20 protein-coding genes are annotated in these 22,829 nt (G+C 58.4%); 10 read left to right on the top strand and 10 right to left on the bottom strand.

Features of this window, described 5'->3' with window-relative positions; translation table 11 throughout:
* Positions 1-2: 2 nt before the first annotated feature.
* Positions 3-527, bottom strand: a complete 525-nt coding sequence (locus G6R15_RS05695) for a component of SufBCD complex (RefSeq protein ID WP_164658824.1) — start codon at positions 525-527, stop codon at positions 3-5.
* Positions 528-650: 123 nt separating this feature from the next.
* On the opposite strand from G6R15_RS05695, the gene hemB reads away from it, so the two are divergent.
* The 5 genes from hemB to G6R15_RS05670 all read left to right on the top strand — a co-directional run bounded on the left by hemB (position 651) and on the right by G6R15_RS05670 (position 6,666).
* Positions 651-1,649 carry a porphobilinogen synthase gene (gene hemB, locus G6R15_RS05690; RefSeq protein ID WP_164658823.1) on the top strand — a complete coding sequence of 333 codons (999 nt, stop codon included), beginning with the start codon at positions 651-653 and terminating at the stop codon, positions 1,647-1,649.
* Positions 1,650-1,790: 141 nt separating this feature from the next.
* The gene (locus G6R15_RS05685; protein ID WP_164658822.1) at positions 1,791-2,375 is read left to right on the top strand and encodes a YSC84-related protein; all 585 of its coding nucleotides are present in this window, start codon (positions 1,791-1,793) and stop codon (positions 2,373-2,375) included.
* A 129-nt stretch (positions 2,376-2,504) separates the two neighbouring features.
* Positions 2,505-4,970: a penicillin acylase family protein gene (locus G6R15_RS05680; protein WP_164658821.1), complete on the top strand. Its 2,466-nt coding sequence runs from the start codon at positions 2,505-2,507 to the stop codon at positions 4,968-4,970.
* 50 nt (positions 4,971-5,020) lie between these two features.
* Positions 5,021-5,416, top strand: coding sequence for a nuclear transport factor 2 family protein (locus G6R15_RS05675; RefSeq protein WP_164658820.1), 396 nt, complete (start codon positions 5,021-5,023; stop codon positions 5,414-5,416).
* 257 nt (positions 5,417-5,673) lie between these two features.
* Positions 5,674-6,666, top strand: coding sequence for a nitronate monooxygenase family protein (locus G6R15_RS05670; protein ID WP_164658819.1), 993 nt, complete (start codon positions 5,674-5,676; stop codon positions 6,664-6,666).
* A gap of 12 nt (positions 6,667-6,678) precedes the next feature.
* Here the strand turns inward: G6R15_RS05670 and hflX are convergent, their stop codons facing one another.
* The 4 genes from hflX to trkA all read right to left on the bottom strand — a co-directional run bounded on the left by hflX (position 6,679) and on the right by trkA (position 11,241).
* On the bottom strand, positions 6,679-7,953 hold the full coding sequence (gene hflX / locus G6R15_RS05665; protein WP_164658818.1) for a GTPase HflX: 1,275 nt from the start codon (positions 7,951-7,953) through the stop codon (positions 6,679-6,681).
* On the bottom strand, positions 7,953-8,192 hold the full coding sequence (gene hfq / locus G6R15_RS05660) for an RNA chaperone Hfq (protein ID WP_007119530.1): 240 nt from the start codon (positions 8,190-8,192) through the stop codon (positions 7,953-7,955). Before hfq ends, hflX begins: the two co-directional genes overlap by 1 nt.
* 134 nt (positions 8,193-8,326) lie before the next feature.
* A complete protein-coding gene (locus G6R15_RS05655; RefSeq protein WP_164658817.1) occupies positions 8,327-9,865 on the bottom strand; it encodes a TrkH family potassium uptake protein in 1,539 nt (512 codons plus the stop codon).
* On the bottom strand, positions 9,865-11,241 hold the full coding sequence (trkA, locus tag G6R15_RS05650; RefSeq protein WP_164658816.1) for a Trk system potassium transporter TrkA: 1,377 nt from the start codon (positions 11,239-11,241) through the stop codon (positions 9,865-9,867). Before trkA ends, G6R15_RS05655 begins: the two co-directional genes overlap by 1 nt.
* 98 nt (positions 11,242-11,339) lie before the next feature.
* Here trkA and G6R15_RS05645 point away from each other — a divergent pair, with 98 nt between their 5' ends.
* The gene (locus G6R15_RS05645) at positions 11,340-11,828 is read left to right on the top strand and encodes a hypothetical protein (RefSeq protein WP_164658815.1); all 489 of its coding nucleotides are present in this window, start codon (positions 11,340-11,342) and stop codon (positions 11,826-11,828) included.
* Positions 11,829-11,837: 9 nt separating this feature from the next.
* Here G6R15_RS05645 and G6R15_RS05640 read toward each other — a convergent pair whose 3' ends face one another.
* The 5 genes from G6R15_RS05640 to dusB all read right to left on the bottom strand — a co-directional run bounded on the left by G6R15_RS05640 (position 11,838) and on the right by dusB (position 19,078).
* Entirely contained in the window at positions 11,838-13,268 is a 1,431-nt protein-coding gene (locus G6R15_RS05640; RefSeq protein ID WP_164658814.1) for a sigma-54 dependent transcriptional regulator, read from the bottom strand.
* Positions 13,261-15,549, bottom strand: coding sequence for a PAS domain-containing sensor histidine kinase (locus G6R15_RS05635; RefSeq protein ID WP_164658813.1), 2,289 nt, complete (start codon positions 15,547-15,549; stop codon positions 13,261-13,263). The genes G6R15_RS05640 and G6R15_RS05635 overlap by 8 nt, the downstream gene beginning before the upstream one ends.
* Positions 15,550-15,648: 99 nt before the next feature.
* Complete coding sequence (locus tag G6R15_RS05630) at positions 15,649-17,016, bottom strand: response regulator (RefSeq protein ID WP_164658812.1); 1,368 nt, start codon at positions 17,014-17,016, stop codon at positions 15,649-15,651.
* Between the two features lie 5 nt (positions 17,017-17,021).
* Positions 17,022-18,098, bottom strand: coding sequence for a nitrogen regulation protein NR(II) (locus G6R15_RS05625; protein WP_164658811.1), 1,077 nt, complete (start codon positions 18,096-18,098; stop codon positions 17,022-17,024).
* Entirely contained in the window at positions 18,095-19,078 is a 984-nt protein-coding gene (dusB, locus tag G6R15_RS05620; protein ID WP_164658810.1) for a tRNA dihydrouridine synthase DusB, read from the bottom strand. Before dusB ends, G6R15_RS05625 begins: the two co-directional genes overlap by 4 nt.
* Before the next feature lie 184 nt (positions 19,079-19,262).
* On the opposite strand from dusB, the gene G6R15_RS05615 reads away from it, so the two are divergent.
* The 4 genes from G6R15_RS05615 to G6R15_RS05600 all read left to right on the top strand — a co-directional run bounded on the left by G6R15_RS05615 (position 19,263) and on the right by G6R15_RS05600 (position 22,702).
* Positions 19,263-20,396 carry a bifunctional 2-C-methyl-D-erythritol 4-phosphate cytidylyltransferase/2-C-methyl-D-erythritol 2,4-cyclodiphosphate synthase gene (locus tag G6R15_RS05615; protein WP_164658809.1) on the top strand — a complete coding sequence of 378 codons (1,134 nt, stop codon included), beginning with the start codon at positions 19,263-19,265 and terminating at the stop codon, positions 20,394-20,396.
* Positions 20,396-20,893 (top strand): phosphatidylglycerophosphatase A, encoded by a 498-nt coding sequence (locus tag G6R15_RS05610; RefSeq protein WP_164659270.1) that lies wholly within the window; start codon positions 20,396-20,398, stop codon positions 20,891-20,893. Before G6R15_RS05615 ends, G6R15_RS05610 begins: the two co-directional genes overlap by 1 nt.
* Entirely contained in the window at positions 20,890-21,381 is a 492-nt protein-coding gene (locus tag G6R15_RS05605; RefSeq protein WP_164658808.1) for a CinA family protein, read from the top strand. Before G6R15_RS05610 ends, G6R15_RS05605 begins: the two co-directional genes overlap by 4 nt.
* A gap of 139 nt (positions 21,382-21,520) precedes the next feature.
* Positions 21,521-22,702: an ammonium transporter gene (locus G6R15_RS05600; protein WP_164658807.1), complete on the top strand. Its 1,182-nt coding sequence runs from the start codon at positions 21,521-21,523 to the stop codon at positions 22,700-22,702.
* Positions 22,703-22,829 lie beyond the last annotated feature (127 nt).

Raw genomic sequence — 22,829 nt, 5'->3', positions numbered from 1 at the left:
GATCAACCCAAAACGCCGATGGACATGTTCTGATACATTCCAAAAAGCGCGGTCACAAAGATCGAGATCATGCCGATGATCTGCGTATAGAGCCGACACCGAGTCAATCGCTTGAACAGATCCGCGTTTTGTAGGTCTTCGCGACGGATACGGCGCGCTGTCGACAGGTTTATCAACCCAACCAACGACATAGGAAAGCCAATTAGGAACAGCGCTTGGGCGAATTCGACCCAGTAGTAAAACCCCAACACTACAAGTGTGGAGAGTAAGAAACAGACAAACCCCAAGATCCAAATACCGGACACATCGGTCACATAAAGGATGCGGTTGACGTTCACGCGGGTGATGTCATGCAAGTCAACGGTTGCTTGTCCACCGACGCGACGGGCCCGGATCACCATATCAAACGGAACACCCAAAACCCAGTGACTGGCCGAAGACCACACCACTGCCAGCGCGATCCAGAACCACAAGTTCGAAAAACTCCGCATGTCGATCAGCTCGAAAATCGAGGAATACCAGTTCAATTACCTTGCCCCTATGCTCGCGGTCCTTATTCGTGTGTTACCGGCCAAACGCGGCCATTGGTACTCTTGAGACCGAAGCAATTCCATGCCACCCAATGGGCAATTGTGCAAGGAGTCCGCGCCATGAAACCGACGATTGCCCCCTATCCGGCAGCCCGCGCCCGCAGAACCCGCCAATCCGAGGCCATTCGCGGCCTCGTGCGCGAGAATGTGTTGACGGCCAATGACATGATCTGGCCGGTCTTTGTGCGCGACGGTGAAGGGATCGAAGAACCTGTGCCGTCTATGCCCGGCGTAATGCGTCGCTCGGTCGACTTGATTGCCAAGGCGGCGGTCGAGGCGCAAGCGCTTGGCATCCCCGCGATCTGCATCTTTCCCAATACCGATGCCAGCCTGAAGACCGAAGATTGCGCCGAGGCCTGGAACCCTGACAACCTGTCCAATCGCTCCATTCGCGCGATCAAGGCCGCAGCGCCTGACATCGCCGTAATGACGGACGTGGCGCTGGATCCCTACAACATCAACGGGCACGACGGTTACGTTGAAAACGGCGAGATCGTGAACGATCGCACCATTGAGGCATTGGTCAAGATGACCTTGGCACAGGCGGATGCCGGCGCAGACATCATTGGACCATCGGACATGATGGACGGGCGTATCAGTGCCATGCGGCAAGCGTTGGAAGGTGCTGGCCATCACAACGTCATGATCCTGAGCTATGCCGCGAAATATGCCAGTGCGTTTTATGGCCCGTTCCGCGATGCAGTTGGCGCTTCGGGCGCGCTGACCGGGGACAAGAAGACTTATCAGATGGACCCGGCCAACGGGAACGAGGCAATGCGCATGATCGAACGCGACCTGACGGAGGGCGCAGATATGGTCATGGTCAAACCAGGCATGCCCTACTTGGACATTTGCCGCCGCGTGAAGGACGGCTTTGGCGTGCCGACCTACGCCTACCAGGTGTCGGGCGAGTACGCGATGGTTCAGGCGGCAGCGCAAAACGGCTGGATCGATGGCGAAAAGGTCATGCTGGAAAGTCTGATGGCGTTCAAGCGCGCGGGCTGTGACGGAGTTCTGACCTATTTTGCGCCGGCTGTGGCGCGGATTCTGCAAGGCTAGCGGACAATCTGACGCAAAAATCATGGCGACAACTCGCCGAACAGGCGCCCTGCCCCCGTGACAGAGCGCCTTTATCGGCGTAAAGTCGCGCCAAGACCGGAAAAAACCGGCTCACTCAGGCACGAACACAGAGAAAACATCATGAGCAGTTCCATCACTTCCCGCGCAACCCCGCGCGTCTCGCGTCGCGGCTTTGGCCTTGGCCTTGCCGGGCTGACCGTCACTGCCGCTTGCGGCAACGGCGTTGGCAACAACAATGGCGCAACCATCGACGCCCGCGTGGATTCGACGCTGAACGAAATGTACAGCCAGTTCCCCAACACCATCGAAATTGCCAACAAGGCGTCCGGCATGCTGGTCATGCCACTTTTGACCGAGGCCGGTTTTGTCTTTGGCGGGGGTTATGGCCAGGGTGCCTTGCGCATCAATGGCGTGACGGTCGATTATTATTCCGCCATCAAAGGCAGCGCCGGGTTCCAGATCGGCGCCCAACAATACGCCCACGTCCTGTTCTTTATGACGCAGGATGCGCTGAACGAGTTCCGCCAATCCCGCGGTTGGTCAGCCGGTGCCGATTTGGAATATGTGGTCAGCGATCAGGGTGATTCACTGGCCGCTGACACCAACACGCTGCGCTCACCTGTTCTAGCGGCTGTCTTTGGCCGCGCCGGTCTGCGCGTTGGCGCAACGCTGGAAGGGACGAAATACACCCGCATCATCCCCTAATTGCGGCCCGTGTTGAACACTGTGTTCAAGAATTGCAAAGGCCTGCCATCACAGCAGGCCTTTTCCCTATCTGCACCATGATTTAGGGTGCCCCGTATCGCCCACCCATTCTTCAAGTACGGGACGTTCATGGCTCTTCTGTTTCGTTGGCTTCTGCGCATCGCCGCCGGTTTGATCGGCTTGGTCGTCGCTGGTATGGTTCTGGTCTATTTTCTGGCCAGCCAATCCTTGCCTGACTACAATCAGACGGTCGAGGTTCAGGGCCTCAACGCTCCGGTCGAGATCGTTCGCGACAATGCCAACGTTCCCCACATTTTTGGCCGATCCGACCCGGACGTGTTCTTTGGCATGGGCTATGCCCACGCACAGGACCGCCTGTGGCAGATGACGATTTTTCGCCGCACGGCTCAAGGTCGCTTGTCCGAGGTGTTCGGCGAGCGCACCGTACGAATCGACCGGTTGATGCGGAGATTGGACCTCTACACGCGGTCCCTGCAATCTGTCGACGCGCAGGACGACTACACTAAAACCGCGCTGCGTGCCTATGCAGCAGGCGTCAACGCCCGTCTGGCCGAAATCAACGAAGAGGCCTTGGGCCGCGGCGCACCAGAAATGTTCCTGTTCAACGCCCCGATCGCACCTTGGCAACCCGGCGATAGCCTGGCCATCGTCAAGCTGATGGCATTGCAACTGACGGGGCATCTGGAGGATGAGGTGCTGCGTGCCCGCACCTCGCTGATGCTAAACGACGCGGACCGTTTGCTAGACATTCTCCCAGATATCCCCGGAACGGGCGTTGCAGCCCTGCCTGAATACGCCAACCTGTTTCCGAGCTTGCCCCGTTATGCCCAAGGCGCGCCGATGCCCGCATCGCCCCTGTCGCCTTTTCCCAAGCGTGGGCTCGCTGGCGCATCAAACGCCTGGGCCGCTGATCCGTCACGTTCGGCGTCCGGCGGAACTTTGCTGGCCAACGACCCGCATTTGGGCTTTGCTGCGCCGTCGACCTGGTATCTGGCCCGCTTGGAGCTGCAAGAAGGTGGTGTGATCGGCGCCGGCATCCCCGGCGTTCCTTCCATTCTGATCGGGCGCAGCAACAGCATGGGCTGGGGTCTGACCGCGTCTTACGCGGATGATCAGGATTTGTTCATCGAACAGCTCAACCCCCAGAACCCCGAAGAGTACCTGACCCCCGACGGTTTCAAATCGTTCGAAACGCGCCCCTCGATCATCGAAATCAAGGATACCGCCCCCATCACGCTGACCCTACGCTGGACCGAAAATGGGCCGGTCCTGCCGGGTAGCATGTATGATCTGGCCGCCGTGACACCACCAGGACATGTAGTTTCACTGGGTTGGACCGCGCTTAGCTCTCGCGACAGTTCGCTCACTGCGTCTATGGATTTGATGCGATCCAATAGCGTGCGCGAGGCGATCCGGTCTGCCGAAGGTTTTGTTGCACCGTCGCTTAACCTGACCGTCGCAGACAGCGAGACCGTGGGCCTAAAGATGATCGGCGCCGTGCCGCGCCGCGATCCGCGTCACCAGAGCAAGGGGCGATTGCCGTCCCAAGGATGGCGCGCCGAAAACCGCTGGCTAGGGCGTGCGCCGTATGCCGCCAACCCCCAGTTCGTCCAACCCCGTGGTGGACTTTTGGGCAACACCAACAACAAACTGCTGGAACGTCCTTTCCCCAATCATGTCTCATATATCTGGGGGGACACGCAACGGGTCAACCGTTGGCAGCGGCTGATGCAATCGCGTCAGGTCCACACCCGCGACAGCTTTATCGAAGCGCAGCTGGACCCCGTCAGTCCGACGGCTCGTACATTGCTGCCTCTGATCGGGGCTGACTTGTGGTTCACGGGCCAAGCGGCCCCAGACGGCACCCCTGCCCGTCAGCGTCAGATTGCCTTGTCTCTGCTGGCGGAATGGAACGGCGAGATGAACGAGCATCTGCCCGAACCGTTAATCTATGCGGCATGGCTGCGGGCACTACAAATTCGACTCATCTCGGATGAGTTGGGCCCCCTTGCCAAGGAATTCAAACATGTCGAACCGCTGTTCATAGAGCGTGTCTATCGCGACATTGGTGGCGCCTCGGTGTGGTGTGACGTCAGGCAGAGTGCGCCGGTTGAGAGCTGCACCGAGATCGGGCAGTTGGCGTTGGATGATGCGCTGATCTGGATCGAAGAACGCTATGGTTCCGCCCTAGAATCCCTGCGTTGGGGAGATGCGCACCAGGCCACACATGACCATCCAACCTTGGGCAAAGTTCCGATCCTGCGCTTTTTCGTGAACATCCGCCAATCCACCAGCGGTGGTGACAACACGTTGCAACGGGGTCGTACATCAGGTGAGGATCCGAACCCCTTCTACAACGTACACGGCGCAGGTTATCGCGGAGTCTATGACTTTGCCGATCCCGACAGTTCGGTCTTCATTTCATCAACCGGCCAATCGGGTCATTTCCTTTCGCGGCACTACGATGACATGGCGCAGCTGTGGCGGCGCGGGGAATACATCCCGATGTCGCTGGACACCGAGCTTGCGCGGGCTGCCGCCGTTGGGGTGACAGTCCTACACCCTGCGCCATAGACGCAGCGCCATCGTTTCGCGTAGGCTTCTTGAAATGGGAGAGAAACACGATGGCAACTGCGCAAGACATTTTACAAAAGCTGGCGCGGGACTATGCGCTGGCCTGGAGTTCCGGCGAGCCTGAGGCTGTGGCTTCGTTCTATGCCGAAGACGGCGAAATCGTGATCAATCGAGGAGACCCAATCAAGGGCCGAGCTGCTGTGGCGGAAATGGCCGCAGGGTTTTATGCCGAATTCCCAGACCTTGAAGTGCGCTGCGATCTGATGCGCAAAGGTGGGTCACACGCGGTATTCATCTGGACGCTTGAAGGGCACCATGCCGAGACCAAGAACCACGTGATTGTCGGCGGATGGGAAGAGTGGGACCTGAACGACGATCTTCAGGTCATGTCCTCGAAGGGGTGGTTTGACGCCGACGATTACCAAAGACAAATCGACGGTACGTAAATCTTGATCCATGCAACCTCATTACATGCGGCTTCCTTTAGCAGCAGGGAGGCTCCCGCACCCGAGCGATCCTGGCTTCGCCAGCACCGCTAGCGGCTTTGGGCCGGGCACTGCGCCATGCGCAGTGCCCGGCCCAACGGGAGGAGATGTTTCGTCAGGAGCATCGACGACGGGCGGGAGCGCTTGCTCTCTCTGCCCATGGTATGTGGCACTAGACATGATCCATTCCAACAACCGACCCAAAGGCTACCCTGTTCATGACTTCTGATCTCTACGCCCTGCTAAGCATTGAAAGCCCGATCCTTTCTGCACCAATGGCAGGGGCAGCCGGGCCTGAACTGGTGGCTTCGGTGTGCAATGCCGGTGCCTATGGTGTTCTGCCGTTGTGGCACAAACCACCGGATGACTTTGTTGCGGACCTCATTCGAACCCAATCTCTGACCAACCGAAACTTCGCGGTCAATTTGAACGTCTCCAATCCGTATCAGGAACAGCTGCAACTCTGTATCGACCACAAAGTGCATGCCGTTTCACTGTTTTGGGGCCTGGATAGCGACGCGGTCAAAAAAGCCAAGGCTGGTGGGCTAAAGGTTCTTTACAGCGTCGGCACCGCACAAGAAGCCAAGTTCGCGGAAAAAGCCGGGGCCGACGTCATCATTGCTCAGGGGTGGGAGGCCGGAGGCCATGTCTGGGGTCGGGTTTCCACCCTGGCGCTGATCCCGGCTGTCGTCGATGCGGTCGAAATTCCGGTCGTGGCAGCGGGCGGAATTTCCGACGGGCGCGCTGTGGCGGCGGCGCTGATGCTCGGCGCCGCTGGCGTTTGGGTCGGAACGCGCTTCTTGGCCAGCCCCGAAGCCACAATCGATGAATCCTATCGTCGGAAAATCCTGGGCGCGAGCGAGGATCAGACAGAATGGTATCACGAACTTTATGATGTTTCATGGCCGGATGCCCCGCACCGCGCCCTTAAGAACACGACATCACATGATTGGCATGCAGCTGGCGCGCAGCGTCCGGGCCACCGCCCAAACGAAGGCGAAGTTATCGGCCATCGTCCAAATGGTGAGTCTGTCGAGCGGTATCAGAGCTACACACCCCTGCCCGGCACAACCGGCGACGTGGGTGCCATGTCACTGTGGTCCGGGCAAGGCGTGTCCCAGGTGAACCGCATCTTGAACGCGGCCGACATAGTCAAAGAACTGCACAAAGAAGCACGATCAGTCATGCAAAATCACAGCGCTCTCTTATGACGCTATGGACCACTACCCAAGCGCGTGAAACTGCGCTTTTTGCTTGTCGGTCCAAAAAACTGAGAGTTTGAAACCAGTTTCGGTTTGTTCTTCATCCTGTACAAGATCTTGCTGGAACAACCACGCTCGTTGACGACCTTGCGCAAAGGTCAATTCCAACTCGGTTACGTGGCGTGCACCTTGTAACTTGACCGCCACCGCTTCGAGCAAGGTGTCCAACCTCTGACCGGTCAGCGCGGAAACGGCATAGGTGTCAGTCTCGCGATCTGCGCGCGCTACAATTGCCTCGCGTTCGTCTGTTTCCAACTGATCCACCTTGTTCCAGACCTCGATCCGAGGGCGTTCGTCGTCCAGGCCGAGTGACCCCAGAATCGTCTCTACGTCCTGAGCCTGGGCTTCGGTGTCATCGTGACTGATGTCGCGCACATGCACCACCAGATTGGCGCCCAACACCTCTTCCAACGTGGCGCGAAAGGACGCGACCAATTCGGTTGGCAGGCTAGAGATGAACCCCACAGTGTCCGACAGGATGATTTCGGGTCCGTCTGGCAGCACAACACGACGCATGGTCGGGTCCAACGTGGCAAAGAGCATATCTTTGGCCATCACATCCGCACCCGTCAGGCGGTTGAACAGTGTTGATTTTCCCGCGTTGGTGTATCCCACCAAAGCGACAATCGGATACGGCACCTTGGCTCGGGCCGCGCGATGCAGGGTGCGTGTCTTGACCACTTTGTCGAGCTGTCGACGTAAGCGTACTAGTTGATCATCGATGGCGCGGCGGTCTGCCTCAATCTGGGTTTCGCCGGGTCCGCCGACAAAACCCAAACCACCCCGTTGCCGTTCCAGGTGGGTCCAGGCGCGCACAAGCCGTGTCCGCTGATATGACAGCGCGGCCATTTCGACCTGCAATACACCCTCGCGCGTTCGGGCACGATCACTGAAAATCTCCAGGATCAGGCCAGTCCGGTCAAGAATCTTGACCTTCCACGCCTTTTCCAGATTACGCTGCTGCACCGGTGTCACGGGTCCATCAATCAGGACCAATTCAACCTCGTTTGCCTTGAACTGCGCCCCAAGCTCTTCGATCTTTCCTGACCCAAAGAGGTATCCGGGCTGCGGTTTTGGCAGGCGTACGATATTTGATCCGATCACATCCAGATCGGGCAAGGCCGCAGCAAGAGATACAGCCTCTTCAAGCGCCGGCTGGGGAACGCGGCGGTTTTCATCGGATTTAATCTCGGGATGCAGGACCCAAGCGCGGGTCAGCTCCCTTTCGTGTTCCATCAAGAGGCGTCTTCGCCCTCATACAAGCTGATCGGCTGGGACGGCATGATGGTCGAGATCGCATGCTTGTAGACCAGCTGCGACTGTCCGTCGCGGCGCAGCAGCACGCAAAAGTTGTCGAACCAGGTGATGACACCCTGCAATTTCACACCGTTGATCAGAAAAATAGTTACCGGAACTTTGGTTTTCCGCACATGATTCAGGAATGCATCCTGAAGATTCTGTCTGTCCGAAGCCATTTTATTAAATTCTCGCCTTTGTTCTTGCTACGCACTGCGGACCAGTACGTCCCTCCGATTGGAGTATGGAGTGAGGTGTACTGAGATTCCAGCCATAAAAAGCACCTGACTGACCTAACGTTAACCAAAAATGCTTAATTTCGCCAAAGCGACGGTGTCAGCAAAGCGATGATCGCCAAAGTTTCCAGACGCCCCAGAACCATAGCAAAACACAGAACAATTTTGGATGCGCTGCCCAACTCGGCGATCCGAATGGGTGTCTCGGCTGCAAAGTTGATCAACGGCCCTGTGGTCGAAAGCGCTGCGATGCTCAGGACCAACGACTCTTCGAAACTGGACCCCAGTGCCGCCAAAACCACCGCAACCGTGGCCAGCGACAAGGCAAAGAGCATGAAGAATATCCAGGCAATGAACGCCCCGTCCTTTTGAATGCGCCGGCTACCGCCCCCCTCGCCACTGACTGAGGATGGGTGCACCAGCCGCTCCATCTCGCGTAGACCATTTAGGTAGAGCGCAAAAACCCGCAGCAGTTTTACGCCGCCTGCCGTGGTGGCCACACCTCCTCCGATTAAGGCAAGCCCCATCAAGATCAAACCGGGTGTGCCCAGGCCGGACCAGGTGCGCGCCTCTTCCCAATCCGAACTTTCAAAGCCGGTAGTGGTCAGGAACGAAAGCACCGTGAACATCCCCCCCCAAAGCGAACGCAGCGCCAGCAGAGGATCGCCAACCATGTCCACGTCATAAGCTGCCAGCCAATGGCGCAGGAACAGCAAGACCGGCACGCCGATGACGATCATCAGACCAATGCGAAACTCAGGATCTTTATCCAGTCGCGCATAACCCTGATTGGCTGTATCAGCCGAGAATGTCAGGCGAGAGAGCGCGAAGAACATGAACAGAAACAGGATCGCCTCGCCCGTCAATCCCGCGGTCGACCCGCCGATGCCGCCGACTGGAGAAATGCCCGAAGTCGCCATGACCGACATGGCGTGACAGATGGCTGTCAGCCCCTGTTCACCTGCGATCATCAGCAGGATCGTCATCACCAAGGTCAAACCGGCATAGATCGGCGCAAGCGTGCGGGTGATCCGGATCAGCCGCCCGCGTGGATCGCTCAGCTCAGCCTGGTTGAAGCCCGACACTGTGCGGCCAGGCTGTCCGCGCGCGGTCACCTCGAACCCGCCAAGTGACAAAGGCGCCAGAATCGCCGAAGCGGCGATCCACATCATCAAACCACCGATCCAGCCCACTTGCGCCCGCCATAGGTGCAGTGGCGCGGCCAATCGGCCCGGATCGTTGAACAGATCCGCGCCAGTTGTGGTAATGGCGCTGACCATGTCGAAGTAGGCGTTTAGAAAGCTGGTCGTTTGCAAAGCGTCATGGAACGGGATGGCCAGGAACACAGGCAGGATTGCGAATGTCGCCAACAACACCAACAGCTGACCCAAGGCGCCACGCTTGGGGGTGTGGCCGCTGACTGCAATGGCGACCATCCCAACGCCAAAGAGACCCAGAATACCGGAATAGAAAAACGACCGCGATACGGGGTGGTCGTCCAGAAAAAGCGCATAGCCCGCCGGGATCCACATCGACAGTGAAGCAAACCCCCAGATCAGCAGAAACAGCGGCAAGCGCCGCAGTAATCGAACCTGTGTTTGTTGAACCCGTTGCATCAGAAAAAGTCGATCGAGACCTGCATAAGCCGCTCGACCTCGGGCACATCATCCGCCATCGAGAAGATTGCGATCACATCCCCCTCTTCAATCCGCATTCCACCAGTTGGACGCACCACGTCATCGCCTTTGCGTATAGCACCCACAAGCACACCTTCAGGGAAGTCGATGTCGCGCAGTCGGACGCCCGCCATGGGAGAGGTAGACAGCACCTCGGCTTCGATCACTTCGGCCTCGGCGTCGCCGATGGAATAGACCTGCCGCACACGACCATGGCGAATGTGGCGCAGGATCGAGCTGACTGTGGTTGCGCGCGGGTTAATATAGGCATCTATCCCCATAGGCTGCATCAACGGCACAAGCGTCGGGTCGTTGATCAGGGCAATCGCCAGTGGGCAGCCTTCGGCTTTTGCGCGCACCGCGGCCAGCATGTTGGTCTTGTCGTCATCGGTCACTGCCAGCATGGCATCCGCCCGTTCGATCCCCGCCTCTTTCAGCAATGCTGCATCAAGACCGTCGCCGTTCAGGACAATGGTCCGCTCCAACTCTTCGGCCGCGCGTTCCGCTGAGGCGCGGTCCCGTTCGATCACTTTAGACCGAATTCGCTGCTCTTGCTCTTCAAGCGTCTTGGCCACTTCAAGCCCTACGTTGCCGCCACCGACAATGACAACACGGTCCTGCTTTTTCTGCGTTTTACCAAAGACGTCCATCGTCCGAGTGACATCTTCGACGTGAGAGAAAACATAGCAATGATCGCCGACAAACAGCTGATCCCCCGGTTCGGGCGCAAACAAAGTTCCCTCGCGGCGCACCCCGACAACGATGGCCCGCAGGGTCGAGAACAAATCTGTTAACTGCCGCAACGGCGTATTGATGATCGGGCAATCGTCGTGGATCACGATGCCCAGCAACTGCGCCTGTCCGTTCATGAAGGTTTCGGTGTCAAAGGCAGCAGGTGCTGACAGCCGACGCATGGCAGCGGCGGCGACCTCGCGCTCGGGGCTGATGACCACGTCGATGGGCAGGTGATCGCGGCGATAGAGGTCTGAATAGATTGCCGTCAGATAGCTTTGCGAACGCAGGCGGGCGATCTTGCGCTGGATGCCAAAGACCGAATGCGCCACCTGACAGGTGACCATGTTCACCTCGTCTGAATGGGTAGCCGCAATAATCATGTCCGCATCCCGTGCCCCTGCCCGGTCAAGCACGTCCGGATAGCTTGCAAACCCGGCAATCCCCTGAACATCAAGCGTATCAGTGGCACGCCGAACAAGGTCAGGATTGCTGTCCACGACCGTGACGTCATTCAGTTCGCCCGACAGGTGACGCGCGATCTGCCAGCCAACCTGACCAGCACCGCAAATTATGACCTTCATGTCCCTGACCTCTGGATGTCTGGTGTTTTTGAATGACAGATGGCCGGATGAGGGTCAATTCAATTGTCACTTTGCGCAACTTGGGGCAGAATGCGACCATGAAGATGTTGTTTCGCCTGATTGTTTTGTCCGTGCCATTGGCAGCCTGCAGTTCCTTGTCGATCTATTATCGCGAGGGGGCATCTGTGTCTCGGATGCAGTCCGACACGATCGACTGCCAGGTGGCAGCGCTCAAGGATGCTCCGGTGGCCAATCAGGTACGGCAAAGCCCGCCCATCTTCTTTCCGGGTCGAACCATCTGTAATTCTGCCGGACAGTGCTATCAAACGCCCGGATATTGGGAGCCTGGTCGCATCTACACCGTAGACGCAAACGCAGGTCTGCGCGGTCAGGTCGAAGCGCAGTGCATGGCGCGCCGGGGCTATCAGCCGGTTACGCTGGAACCGTGCAAGCAGAATGTGAAATCGCAAGTCCCACAACAGCGCACAACCAAATTGCCGCCGCTGTCGTCTGCTTCATGTTTCGTCAAATTCGAAGACGGATCGTTCCAAATCATCACGCCAACCATTGCCAGCAAGCAAGGGTGAAACCGCCGATTATTCGGCGGCCTCGGTTGCTTCTGTTTCTGTTGCGTCATCATCTACGTGGGCAACTCGGGCACCTGCCTTGGTCGAGGTTACAACCCCCAGTGATTTGAGCTTGCGATGCAGTGCGCTGCGTTCCATGCCAACAAAGCTCGCGGTGCGACTGATATTGCCGCCAAACCGATTGATCTGAGTCAGCAGGTATTCCCGTTCGAATGCTTCGCGCGCCTCGCGCAGCGGCAGGGTCGCCAACGCACCCGAAAGCACCACACGGCCATCGTCGCTCTGCTTTTCTTCCTCGCTGGGAAGTTCGCGCGCCTCAATCGGGCCGTTGCTGTCACCCAGGATCAAAACCCGCTCGACCAGGTTTTTGAGTTGGCGCACGTTGCCGGGCCATTGCATCGTCTGCATCAACGCCACCGCTTCGTCGCTGAGGTCACGCTGTGGCAGACCTTGGGTCGAGTTACAGACCTCGATAAAGTGATCCGCCAGAACCGGTATATCCTCGCGGCGTTCTTCCAGCGAGGGCACGGCAATCGGCACCACGTTCAAACGGTGATACAGCTCTTCACGGAACCGATCGGCGCGGATTTCAGTGTCCAGATCCTTGTTGGTGGACGAAATCACCCGCAGATCGACGCGCACCTTATCGCTGCCGCCGACACGCTGGAACTGTTGATCGACAAGCACCCGAAGTATTTTCGACTGCGTGCCCAGTGGCATATCCGCAACCTCGTCGAAATAGACCACACCGCCATGGGCCTGTTCCAGCAGCCCTGATTCCACACCGCGTTCGGTAGACTCGCGGCCAAACAGCACTTCTTCAACGCGTTCGGGTTCGATCCCTGCGCAGTTTACCGTTACAAACGGCGCGTTGGCGCGGTTGGAATGGGCATGAATATAGCGCGCGGCGATTTCCTTGCCCGCCCCAGCGGGGCCTTTCAGCATGACGCGGCCATTGGATTTTGTGACTTTGTCCAGCTGCCCTACCATCGTTCGATAAGCGGCGGAACTGCCGATCATATCCGAACTGGTCACCTCGCGCCGCTTCAGCGCACTGTTTTCACGACGCAGGCGCGACGCCTCCATCGCGCGGCGGATCACCACCATAAGCTGGTCGATGTTAAATGGCTTCTCGATGAAGTCATAGGCGCCTTGCTTGATCGCCGCGACCGCGATCTCGATATTGCCATGACCTGAAATGATCACCACGGGCACATCCGGATTATCCCGTTTCACCGCCTTGAGGATGTCGATACCGTCCATGCGGCTGTCTTTCAGCCATATGTCCAGAATGAGCAGCCCCGGAGGTTCCGCATTTATTTCGGCCATGCAGTCATCGGAATTGCCAGCGAGCCGTGTCGAGAACCCTTCGTCCTCCAAAATGTCGGACACCAGTTCGCGAATATCGCGTTCGTCGTCAACGATCAGAATATCACTCATATTGTCCTGCTTTCACTAGTGTTTTTGTCGCCTGTTCAGTCGGCGCCTTGGATTTCTGCGGATCGTCCCGCAACAGTCGGATCACAGCCATCGCGCCAAAATGGTCCTGCCCGTCAAAGACAGGTGCATCCTCAAGCACGAGGGTGCCGCCGTGTTCCTCGATGATCTTTTTGACAATGGGCAAGCCCAGGCCCGTCCCTTCGTCCCGCGTTGTGACATAAGGCTCGAACAGCCGTGCCCGATCTTCGGGCAGGCCGATGCCATTGTCGGCAATTGTAATGATGATCCCGGCGTTACTGTCGCTCAGGCTTACTTGGATCTGCGGCGCCAGATTATCTGGTGCGCCTTTTTTCTTGAGCGTTTCAACGGCCTCGCCGGCGTTCTTGATCAAATTAGTCAGCGCCTGCGACATCATCGTTGCGTCCACATCCGTCATGATCGGATCGTCTGGCACATCGGACACTATGCGCAGATCGGGCTGCCCGGTTTGCTGCAACAGCACCGCATCACGTACTAGCTGCGTCAGATCCTCGGCTCGGCGGTCAGGTTCAGGCATGCGGGCGAATTTCGAAAACTCATCGACAATGCGGCGCAGATCGTTGGTCTGACGCACGATCACATCTGTCATAGCGTTGAGCTTTTCAGAATCTTCCTCAGGCAATGCGCGTGAGAATTTGCGCTTAATTCGCTCAGCACTTAGCTGAATAGGTGTAAGAGGGTTTTTGATCTCATGGGCAATCCGGCGCGCAACGTCACCCCAGGCCGCCAGCCGTTGCGCGCTGACCAGATCGGTCACGTCATCAAAGGCCACCACGTAGCCTTCGAGCCCACCATCCTCACCCCGTCGAGTCGACATGCGGACCAACAGGTTCTCCAGTCTCCCCTTTCGGGTCACCTTGATCTCGCCTTGTACCGTCTCGGCCCCCGTAGACTGCATCGTTTCAAACAACGGTACGAATTCCGGTACAGCAATACCAAGGGCAAGGCTCTGTTCACCGCCCGACCAATCCAACAGGCGCTCTGCGGATCGGTTTACAAATGTCACGCGCCCATCTGGATCAAGCCCGACAACGCCGGATGTCACCGAAGACAGGACAGAATCAAAAAGCCGCCGTCGCTGTTCAATCTGTCGGGTGTTTTCCAGCAGAGCATCACGCTGCCCCTTCAGCTGTCGCGTCATTTGGTTGAAATAGCGGCCCAACATGGCAATTTCGTCATCACCGCCATCATCGACCACCTGTACTGCCAGATCACCGCCGCCCACGCGCTGAGCCGCGGTGGTTAGACGCCCAACTGGACGCGACAGACGTTCGGCAAACCAAAGGCCCAACCAAACGGCCGCTAGCAGCAAGATCACGGCAAACCCCAGATACAGCAAGCCAAATTGGAACAAGACGCGGCCCCGTTCGCTTTCCAGCTGTTGGTAAAACTTCGCCGTTTCCTTTGTGTCGTCCAAAAGGTTTAACAGCTGTCCGTCCACTTCGCGGCTGACATAAAGATAGCGATCCAGGAAAGCGTTCAAAGGCACCAGAGCGCGAAACTCGTTGTTGTCCCAATCCTGTATGATCAACAATCTGCTTTTCTGCGCCTCGGCAATTTGTTCCGGGCGTGGACGCTCGAAATCAAACAGATAGGAACGGTCACCGCGAAAAAGGATTTCCCCGGTTCCGTCAATCACATAAGCCTCGCGCAGTCCCCGTTGGATCTGCGATTGTCCTTGCGCCAACAACTGCCGAAACTCGGCATCGTTAATAAAGAAATTCACGCCCCGGCTTTGGTCCAGAAACTGGGCTAAAGCCAATGCATCCTCGGACAGGTCCACCCGCTGCTCGTTCTCATACGCCTCAGCCGCAGTCAGGGATGACCCCACCACAGCGCGCACCCGATCCGAAAACCACCCCTCAAGACCGACATTCAGGGTCAGGCCTGCGAAAATCGCCACCGTCACCGCCGGAATCAGCGCCAGCAGGGCAAACACACCGATCAGGCGCAAGTGCAGGCGGGAACCCGCCGATTTGGCCCGGCGCGCCGCAATCAACCGACCCACCTGCCCCAATACCAAGGCCGCAAGAACGAGAATATAGACGAGATCCGCGAGCAGGATGAGTCGCAGCGCCATTGACGATGCGCCCTGATCAAACGGGCCGATCGCCAGATAGGTTGCAAGCGTCAGAAAAGGGCCCAGAACCACAAGGCCCAAGGTCCCCAAATTGCGGGCTTTTCGGGTTTTTCGCCACCGGCTAATCGAAAAGATTGGCCCGTTCTGTGACCGCGTTGCCACCTGCTGCCCTCATACTGATGTGTTGCTTGCGCAACGAACCGCCATATTTCGTGATCTATCCTAGGTCATAACCCAGATGACACGGTTTGTGTGGCGATATTACATCAGTTTGCGGCGCCGTGTCACCTGAATATCCAGATCCGTGATCTTTTTCCGCAGCGTATTTCGATTGATCCCCAGCAGATCGGCGCATTTCGCCTGATTTCCACCAGTGGCATCGAGGGCAATTTCGATCAGAGGTGCCTCAATCTCGCGCAGGATCCGCTGATATAGACCCGGCGGAGGTAACATGTCCCCGTGCAGATCAAAATAGCGCCGCAGATGCCGTTCGACTGAAGCCGAGAGTTTTTCATGATCACCGCCACCCAGAACAGGCTCAACCTCGGGCTGGCTGCCCAGGACCAGCTCCACTTCTGTGCGTGAAATCTCTATTGCCCGGCTGGTCAAACCCAGGCGGCGCACGGCATGTTCCAACTGCCGTACATTGCCGGGCCAGCTGTAGACGCGAAACAGCTCCTTGGCGTCGTCGCTGAGCCAGCGTTTCGGTGCACCGTCCCGTTCAGCGCGGGCCAGGAAGTGCTCTGTCAGCAGCGGAATATCGTCGACGCGCTCGCGTAAAGCGGGCACATGAATCGGTGCGCCGCACAGGCGATAATACAGATCCTGACGCACGCGCCCCTGTTCCATGGCCTTGGATAAATCGCCCTGGCTGGTGGCCATGAAGCGCGGGACATGATCACCCGGTGCATCCATCATGCGCACGATGCGAGCCTGAATCTCTTCGTCTATGTCGGTGATTTCATCAATCAGCAACGTGCCGCCCTTGACCCTCGCCAGCACCCGAACGGGCCCCTCAAGATTTTGCAGATCAGCCCCAGTCACGGTAACAAATGGCAATGTGCGCCGGTCGGAAAAATCATGAATAGCACGCGCGATCAATGATTTGCCGGTTCCACTTTCACCAGAAATCATCACAGGCAGGTCGGTGTTCATCACCTTGGCCACCAGACGGTACAGCGCCTGCATCACCGGCGTGCGACCCACCAAAGGCAGGTCGTCCGGACGCTCGCCACTCTCATCGGACGCAGATTGCGGGGCCTTGCGTTTTTGGTCCAACGCCCGCGCTGTCCGCTTCATCAGATCCGGCAGATCAAAGGGTTTTGGCAGATAATCATAGGCTTCGGCCTCGGCCGCCTGAATTGCCGTCATAATGGTGTTCTGCGCGGAAATCACGATCACCGGAAGGCCGGGCCGGTCTTGGTTGATCTTGGGCAGCATTTCCAACCCGTTGCCATCCGGCATGACCACGTCCGAAATCACCACGTCGCCCTTGCCCTCGCTCACCCAACGCATCAGCGTGGTCAACGAGCTGGTAGCGTGCACCTTGCACCCTGCCCGTGTCAGCGCCTGCGTCAAAACTGTGCGAATTGTGCGGTCGTCATCGGCAACCAGAACTGTGCCATCCATGCCAGTTATTCCTTATCCATATGTCCGCGCGGAACTCGCGGCAGCGACAGGCGGAACACCGTGCGGCCCGGCACAGACGTGACCGAAACCCACCCGTTGTGGTCCGAAATGATCTTGCTCACCAAGGCCAATCCCAGCCCGGTACCGTTCTCGCGCCCCGAAACAAAAGGATCAAAGATATCGGCCTTGATCTTGTCCGGCAGGCCGGGGCCATCGTCGATGATCTCGATCTGCAAGGGCAGCGACTGGCCCGTGCCGTCCGAGCGGCGCAGGCGAAAACTGTGTTCGAAATAGCTGCGCAGGCGAATTGTACCCCTCTGAGGGTCGGCTACCTCGGACGCGTTGCGCAACAGGTTCAAGACCACCTGCAACAGTTGGTCCGGATCGCCAAAGGCCATCGGCAACGAGGGGTCGTAATCCTCGATGATGGTCATATGCGCGCCAAACCCCAATTGCGCCGAGCGGCGAGCGCGATCCAGAACATCGTGAATGTTGACAGGTTTGAAATCTGGCGCACTCAGATTGCCAAATTGCTCGACCTGCTCCAGCAGCTTAACGATCCGGCGGCTTTCGGCGACGATTAGATCAGTAAGTTCAAGATCTTCGGCGTTCAGGTTCATGCTTAGAAGCTGCGCCGCCCCCGTGATACCTGCCAGTGGGTTCTTGATCTCATGCGCCAACATCTCGGCCATGCCAATCGCCGATTGCGCCGCTGATTTGACCGTGTGGTTCTGAGTCATCCGCCCAGCCAGTTCGCGTGGCGAGATGATCATGATCATCATGCCCGGATGCCCCACCAGCGGTGCGATTTGCAGCGCGCATTGCAACGGCGCACGGCTGCCCGAGCCGACGTCAATGTCATTGACAAACAGCGGTGTACCATTCGTTCTGGCGCGCTCAAACGCCTCTTCGATTGGCGCATCAATAGCGATCTGGTCCCAAACCGGAGTGCCCTCGACCGCTTTCTTCGAAGCATTCAAAAAACCTTCGCCCGCGGAATTCAAGTCGGCTATCCGGTCCTCTGGATCAATCAGAAAAGCCGGAACGGGCAACGAGGCCCAGATGGACTGATCCGACGTCATGCGGCCACCTCCTCGGTCGAGGTAAGCGCATCGGCCAAGAGGCGTGTCACCTCATCCGTGTCGCGAGATGTCAGGACGGCGCGGCGCAATAGAGCAGCTGTGCCCGCCTCGTCCATGTACCACCCCAAATGTTTACGCGCGACCCGCAACCCCAGGTCAACGCCATAGAACGACAGCATCGCGTGATAATGGCTCTGCACCATGTCGATCAGGTCGGCACCGTGCGGAATGGTCGGCGCGGACGTTTCGTACAGGTCGTGCGAGACCTGTGCCAGCAGCCAAGGCTTGCCCTGCGCGCCCCGCCCGATCATCACACCCGCCGCACCAGAAAGTTCCAGCGCCCGACTTGCGGCTTGGGTGCTGGTAATGTCCCCATTCGCCACAACGGGCACATCCACCGCCTCACTCACCGACCGGATAGCCGCCCAATCAGCATGTCCTTTATAGAATTGACAGCGGGTACGCCCATGAATCGTGACCATCTGTACACCTGCGTCCTGCGCGCGTCGGGCAACAACAGCCGCGTTGAGCAGCTTGTCGTCCCACCCCAACCGCGTTTTGAGCGTGACGGGGACATCCACCGCCGCGACCACCGCCTCGATGAGCGTCAGAGCGTGGTCGGGGGTTTTGAGCAACGCCGACCCTGAATAGCCGTTGGTCACCTTTTTGGCCGGGCAACCCATATTGATGTCTATGATCCGCGCGCCTTGATCAGCCACCTGACGGGCAGCCTCGGCCATCCAAGTCGCCTCGCGGCCCGCAAGCTGCACGGCAGTGTTTTCCACATCAGCGCTCAGCTCGGCGCGTTCACGCACACCGGGTTTGGCCTGAACCATCTCCTGGCTGGCGACCATCTCGCTCACCACAAGGCCCGCGCCGAAACTGGAAACCAGATCGCGAAACGGGCGGTCAGTGATTCCAGCCATCGGGGCGAGGACCACAGGCGGCGATAAATCTTTGTTGGCAAGACGCAGGGTCAATGTGCCTAATCCTTGTGCAAGTGCCACTTTGGTAACGAAGTGCCGCCAATGGCACAATGAAACGGACTGTTTCAAGGCGCATCAAATCGGCATTTGCCTATTTTTTAGGCAAGTTGACGTGGGTGATTGCCGAAGCGTGCGCCACCTCATAAACAGATGACAACAGATTAGGAGCCGTCACGCCATGACCACAGCAGCCATCATCGTCGCCGCAGGACGCGGACAGCGCGCGGGCGGCGGTGTTCCGAAACAGTGGCGGTCTTTGGCTGGGCGGCGCGTCGCGGATTGGACATTGGCGAAGTTCGAAGCGGCAGGATTGGATCATATCGTATTGGTGCTGTCGGCCGATGATCGAGACGCATGGGCAGAGTTCGAAAGCAGCCGCTACATTCTGGCTTCAGGCGGCACAGATCGCGCAGGATCAGTACGTAACGGATTGGCTGTACTGGAAAACCTGAGCGTGACCAAAGTTTTGATCCACGATGTGGCACGGCCTTGCCTCAGCAGGCGGGTCATCTCGGATGTGCTGATCGCCTTGAACGACAGGCCTGCGGCCGCTCCGGGTCTTGCTGTAACGGACGCGCTTTGGACTGGTGCGCATGGCCAAGTAAGCGGCACACAGGAACGCGATGGCCTTTATACGGCGCAAACTCCGCAAGGATTTCGCTATGATGCCATCGTCGCAGCACACGCCGCTCATCCCGGTGGTGCGGCGGACGACGTTCAGGTGGCGCGGGATGCGGGATTGCCGGTCGCTATCGTGACGGGCGACGCCGACAACTTAAAAATAACCCGACCCGAGGATTTTGCCCGGGCGGAACGGATCTTAGGGACAGACATGGATATCAGGTTGGGCAATGGCTATGACGTGCACCGCTTTGGTGACGGCGATCACGTCGTGCTGTGCGGTGTGAAGCTGCCGCATGATCGCGGGTTGCAGGGGCATTCGGATGCGGATGTGGGCATGCACGCAGTCACGGATGCGATCTATGGCGCGTTGGCGCAAGGCGACATTGGTCAACATTTCCCGCCCTCTGACCCGCAATGGAAGGGCGCGGCAAGCGAGATCTTCCTGCGCCATGCGGTCGAGTTGACCGCATCCATGGGCTATCGCATTTCCAACGTCGATTGCACGTTGGTCTGCGAATACCCCAAGATCGGGCCGCATTCTGCCGCCATGCGCGCTGAAATGGCGCGGATCATGGGGCTAAACGAGGGGCAGGTTTCGGTCAAGGCGACCACATCCGAGCGTTTGGGTTTCACCGGCCGCAGCGAGGGCATCGCCTCGATCGCCTCTGCCTGCCTGGTGTCGCTATGATGGGGCTGGCGAAGGCAATCGGCACGGTTTGCGGTGTTGGTTATCTGCGCCCCGCTCCGGGCACCTGGGGGTCGCTGGTCGCCCTGCCCCTAGCTTATATTCTGCATCAGCTTGGCGGTTTTCCCTTGCTGGCCGTCGCAACCGTGATCGTCATCGTCGCAGGGATCTGGGCCACTAGCGTCATGACCGCCGGGCAGGACGACCACGACCCGTCCGAGATCGTGATTGATGAGGTTGCCGGCCAGTTCATCGCACTGATGGCGATTTCATATCCAGCCTGGGCGCACGGGATCGAGATCACGGCGCTGTGGCCCGGTTGGATCGCCGGGTTTCTGTTGTTTCGCCTGTGCGACATCACCAAACCCGGCCCCATCGGCTGGGCCGACCGGCGCGGCGATGCGCTTGGCGTGATGCTGGACGACCTGATCGCGGGTGTCTTTGCCGCGATTGGTGTGGCGCTGTTGGCCGGATTTTCGCATGGGGTACTCGGGCTATGACCGTGAGTGACCTGCTAGACGAGGCCAAACGCCTGAACGTCATGATTGCCACCGCTGAAAGCTGTACCGGCGGCATGGTTGCGGCCGCGCTCACCGATATTCCCGGCAGTTCCGCCGTGGTCGAGCGCAGCTTTGTCACCTACACCAACCGTGCCAAGCAAGAGATGTTGGGTGTGACGCCCGAGACACTGGATGCGGTTGGCGCGGTGTCCGAAGAGGTGGCGCTTGAAATGGCAGAGGGGGCCCTGGCCCATGCCCCTGTACAGTTGACCGTCTCGATCACCGGCATTGCAGGCCCCGGCGGATCCGAGTTCAAGCCCGAGGGGCGCGTGTGCTTTGGGCTGGCGGGAAAAGGCCTGCAAACCACCACCGAAACCATCGAATTCGGTGCCCGTGGCCGCGAGCATGTGCGCCTGGCCTCACGGGATCATGCGCTAAAGTTGCTGCACATCGGACTTTCACGCATCGCTGAAAATAGGGGCGGTTAACCAAAAATCCGCCTATTTTTTCACCACATCGCACAAAGCGTCAAAAACAGGCGGGTTTTGCGACAGGTGCCTCTTTTTTCCCCAGACTGCATTGGCTTCAAGGCTCGAAACCACTCGCTTACCGAAAAGGAGAGGCCCCATGAATGGAGCCGATACAGCCTGGATCATCGTGGCAACCGCCCTGGTCCTCTTCATGACGCTACCGGGACTTGCGCTGTTTTACGGCGGGCTTGTGCGTGCTCGAAATGTACTCAGCGTGTTCATGCACTGCTTTGCTATTGCCTGTTTGATGAGCATCCTGTGGCTGGTTGCGGGATATTCCATTGCCTTTGGCAGTGGCACATCCGGGTATTGGGGTGGTCTGGACAAACTGCTGTTGATCGGAATCACATCGGACACGCTGTCGGGTACCCTGCCCGAGATCCTGTTCTTTGCCTTTCAGATGACGTTTGCCATTATCACCCCGGCGCTGATCGTTGGTGCCTATGTCGAACGTGTAGGCTTTGGCTTTGTCATGACCTTCTCGGGCCTCTGGATGCTGCTGTGCTATGCGCCCGTGGTGCATTGGATCTGGGGCGGCGGGTTCCTGGCCGATGGCGGCATCTTTGGTGAGACCGGTGTGAAGGACTTTGCCGGAGGTATAGTGGTACACGAAACCGCAGGTTTGGCCGCATTGATCATTGCCGTGATCCTTGGCCCGCGTCGTCACCGCACCACCCCGCCACACAGCCCCGGCTATGTGATGATCGGCGCTGCGATGCTGTGGGTTGGCTGGTTCGGCTTCAACGGCGGCTCGCAGCTGGCCGCAGACGGCGGCGCGGCAATGGCGCTGACCGTGACGCATATCTCGGCCGCAACCGCGTCACTCACCTGGGCGTTGTGGGAAAAGATCAAATACGGCAAGGCGTCAATGGTGGGTCTGGTGACCGGGACCATCGCCGGGCTGGCTTCGATCACGCCGGCGTCCGGTTTTGTTGACCCGGTTCAGGCGCTGATGATTGGTGCCGTTGCAGGTATCCTGTGCCAGGAGGCCGTGAACGTCGTGCGCAACCTTCTGAAAATCGACGATACGCTGGACGTCTTTGCCGTGCACGGTGTTGGCGGCATCTTTGGCACCATCATGATCGCTGCCTTTGGCCTGGGAAGCTGGACGGCCCAGTTGGGTGGCCTGGTGATCGTAGGTGTCTTTACGGCAGTTGTGACCGTAATCCTGGTGAAACTGGTTGCACTTGTCACCCCGCTTCGCGTAGACGCCGAGACCGAAACAAACGGTCTGGACCTGAGCGTTCACGGCGAACGGGCCTATGACATAAGCAGCTGAGCCCACCTTGGCTGACTTATGCCCGCAAGGGCAGCGAAAAGCGGGTCTCTTCGGAGGCCCGCTTTTCTATTTGACCTTCTCAAGTCCGCACAAAGACTGCTGCAAGGTATCCAGGTGTCTGGCGAAC

It is taken from the genome of Tropicibacter sp. Alg240-R139, assembly GCF_900537075.1.
In the GTDB taxonomy this organism is placed as follows: domain Bacteria; phylum Pseudomonadota; class Alphaproteobacteria; order Rhodobacterales; family Rhodobacteraceae; genus Falsiruegeria.
Note: the sequence above shows the minus strand (reverse complement) of the source record. Positions and strands in the feature narration are given on the sequence as shown.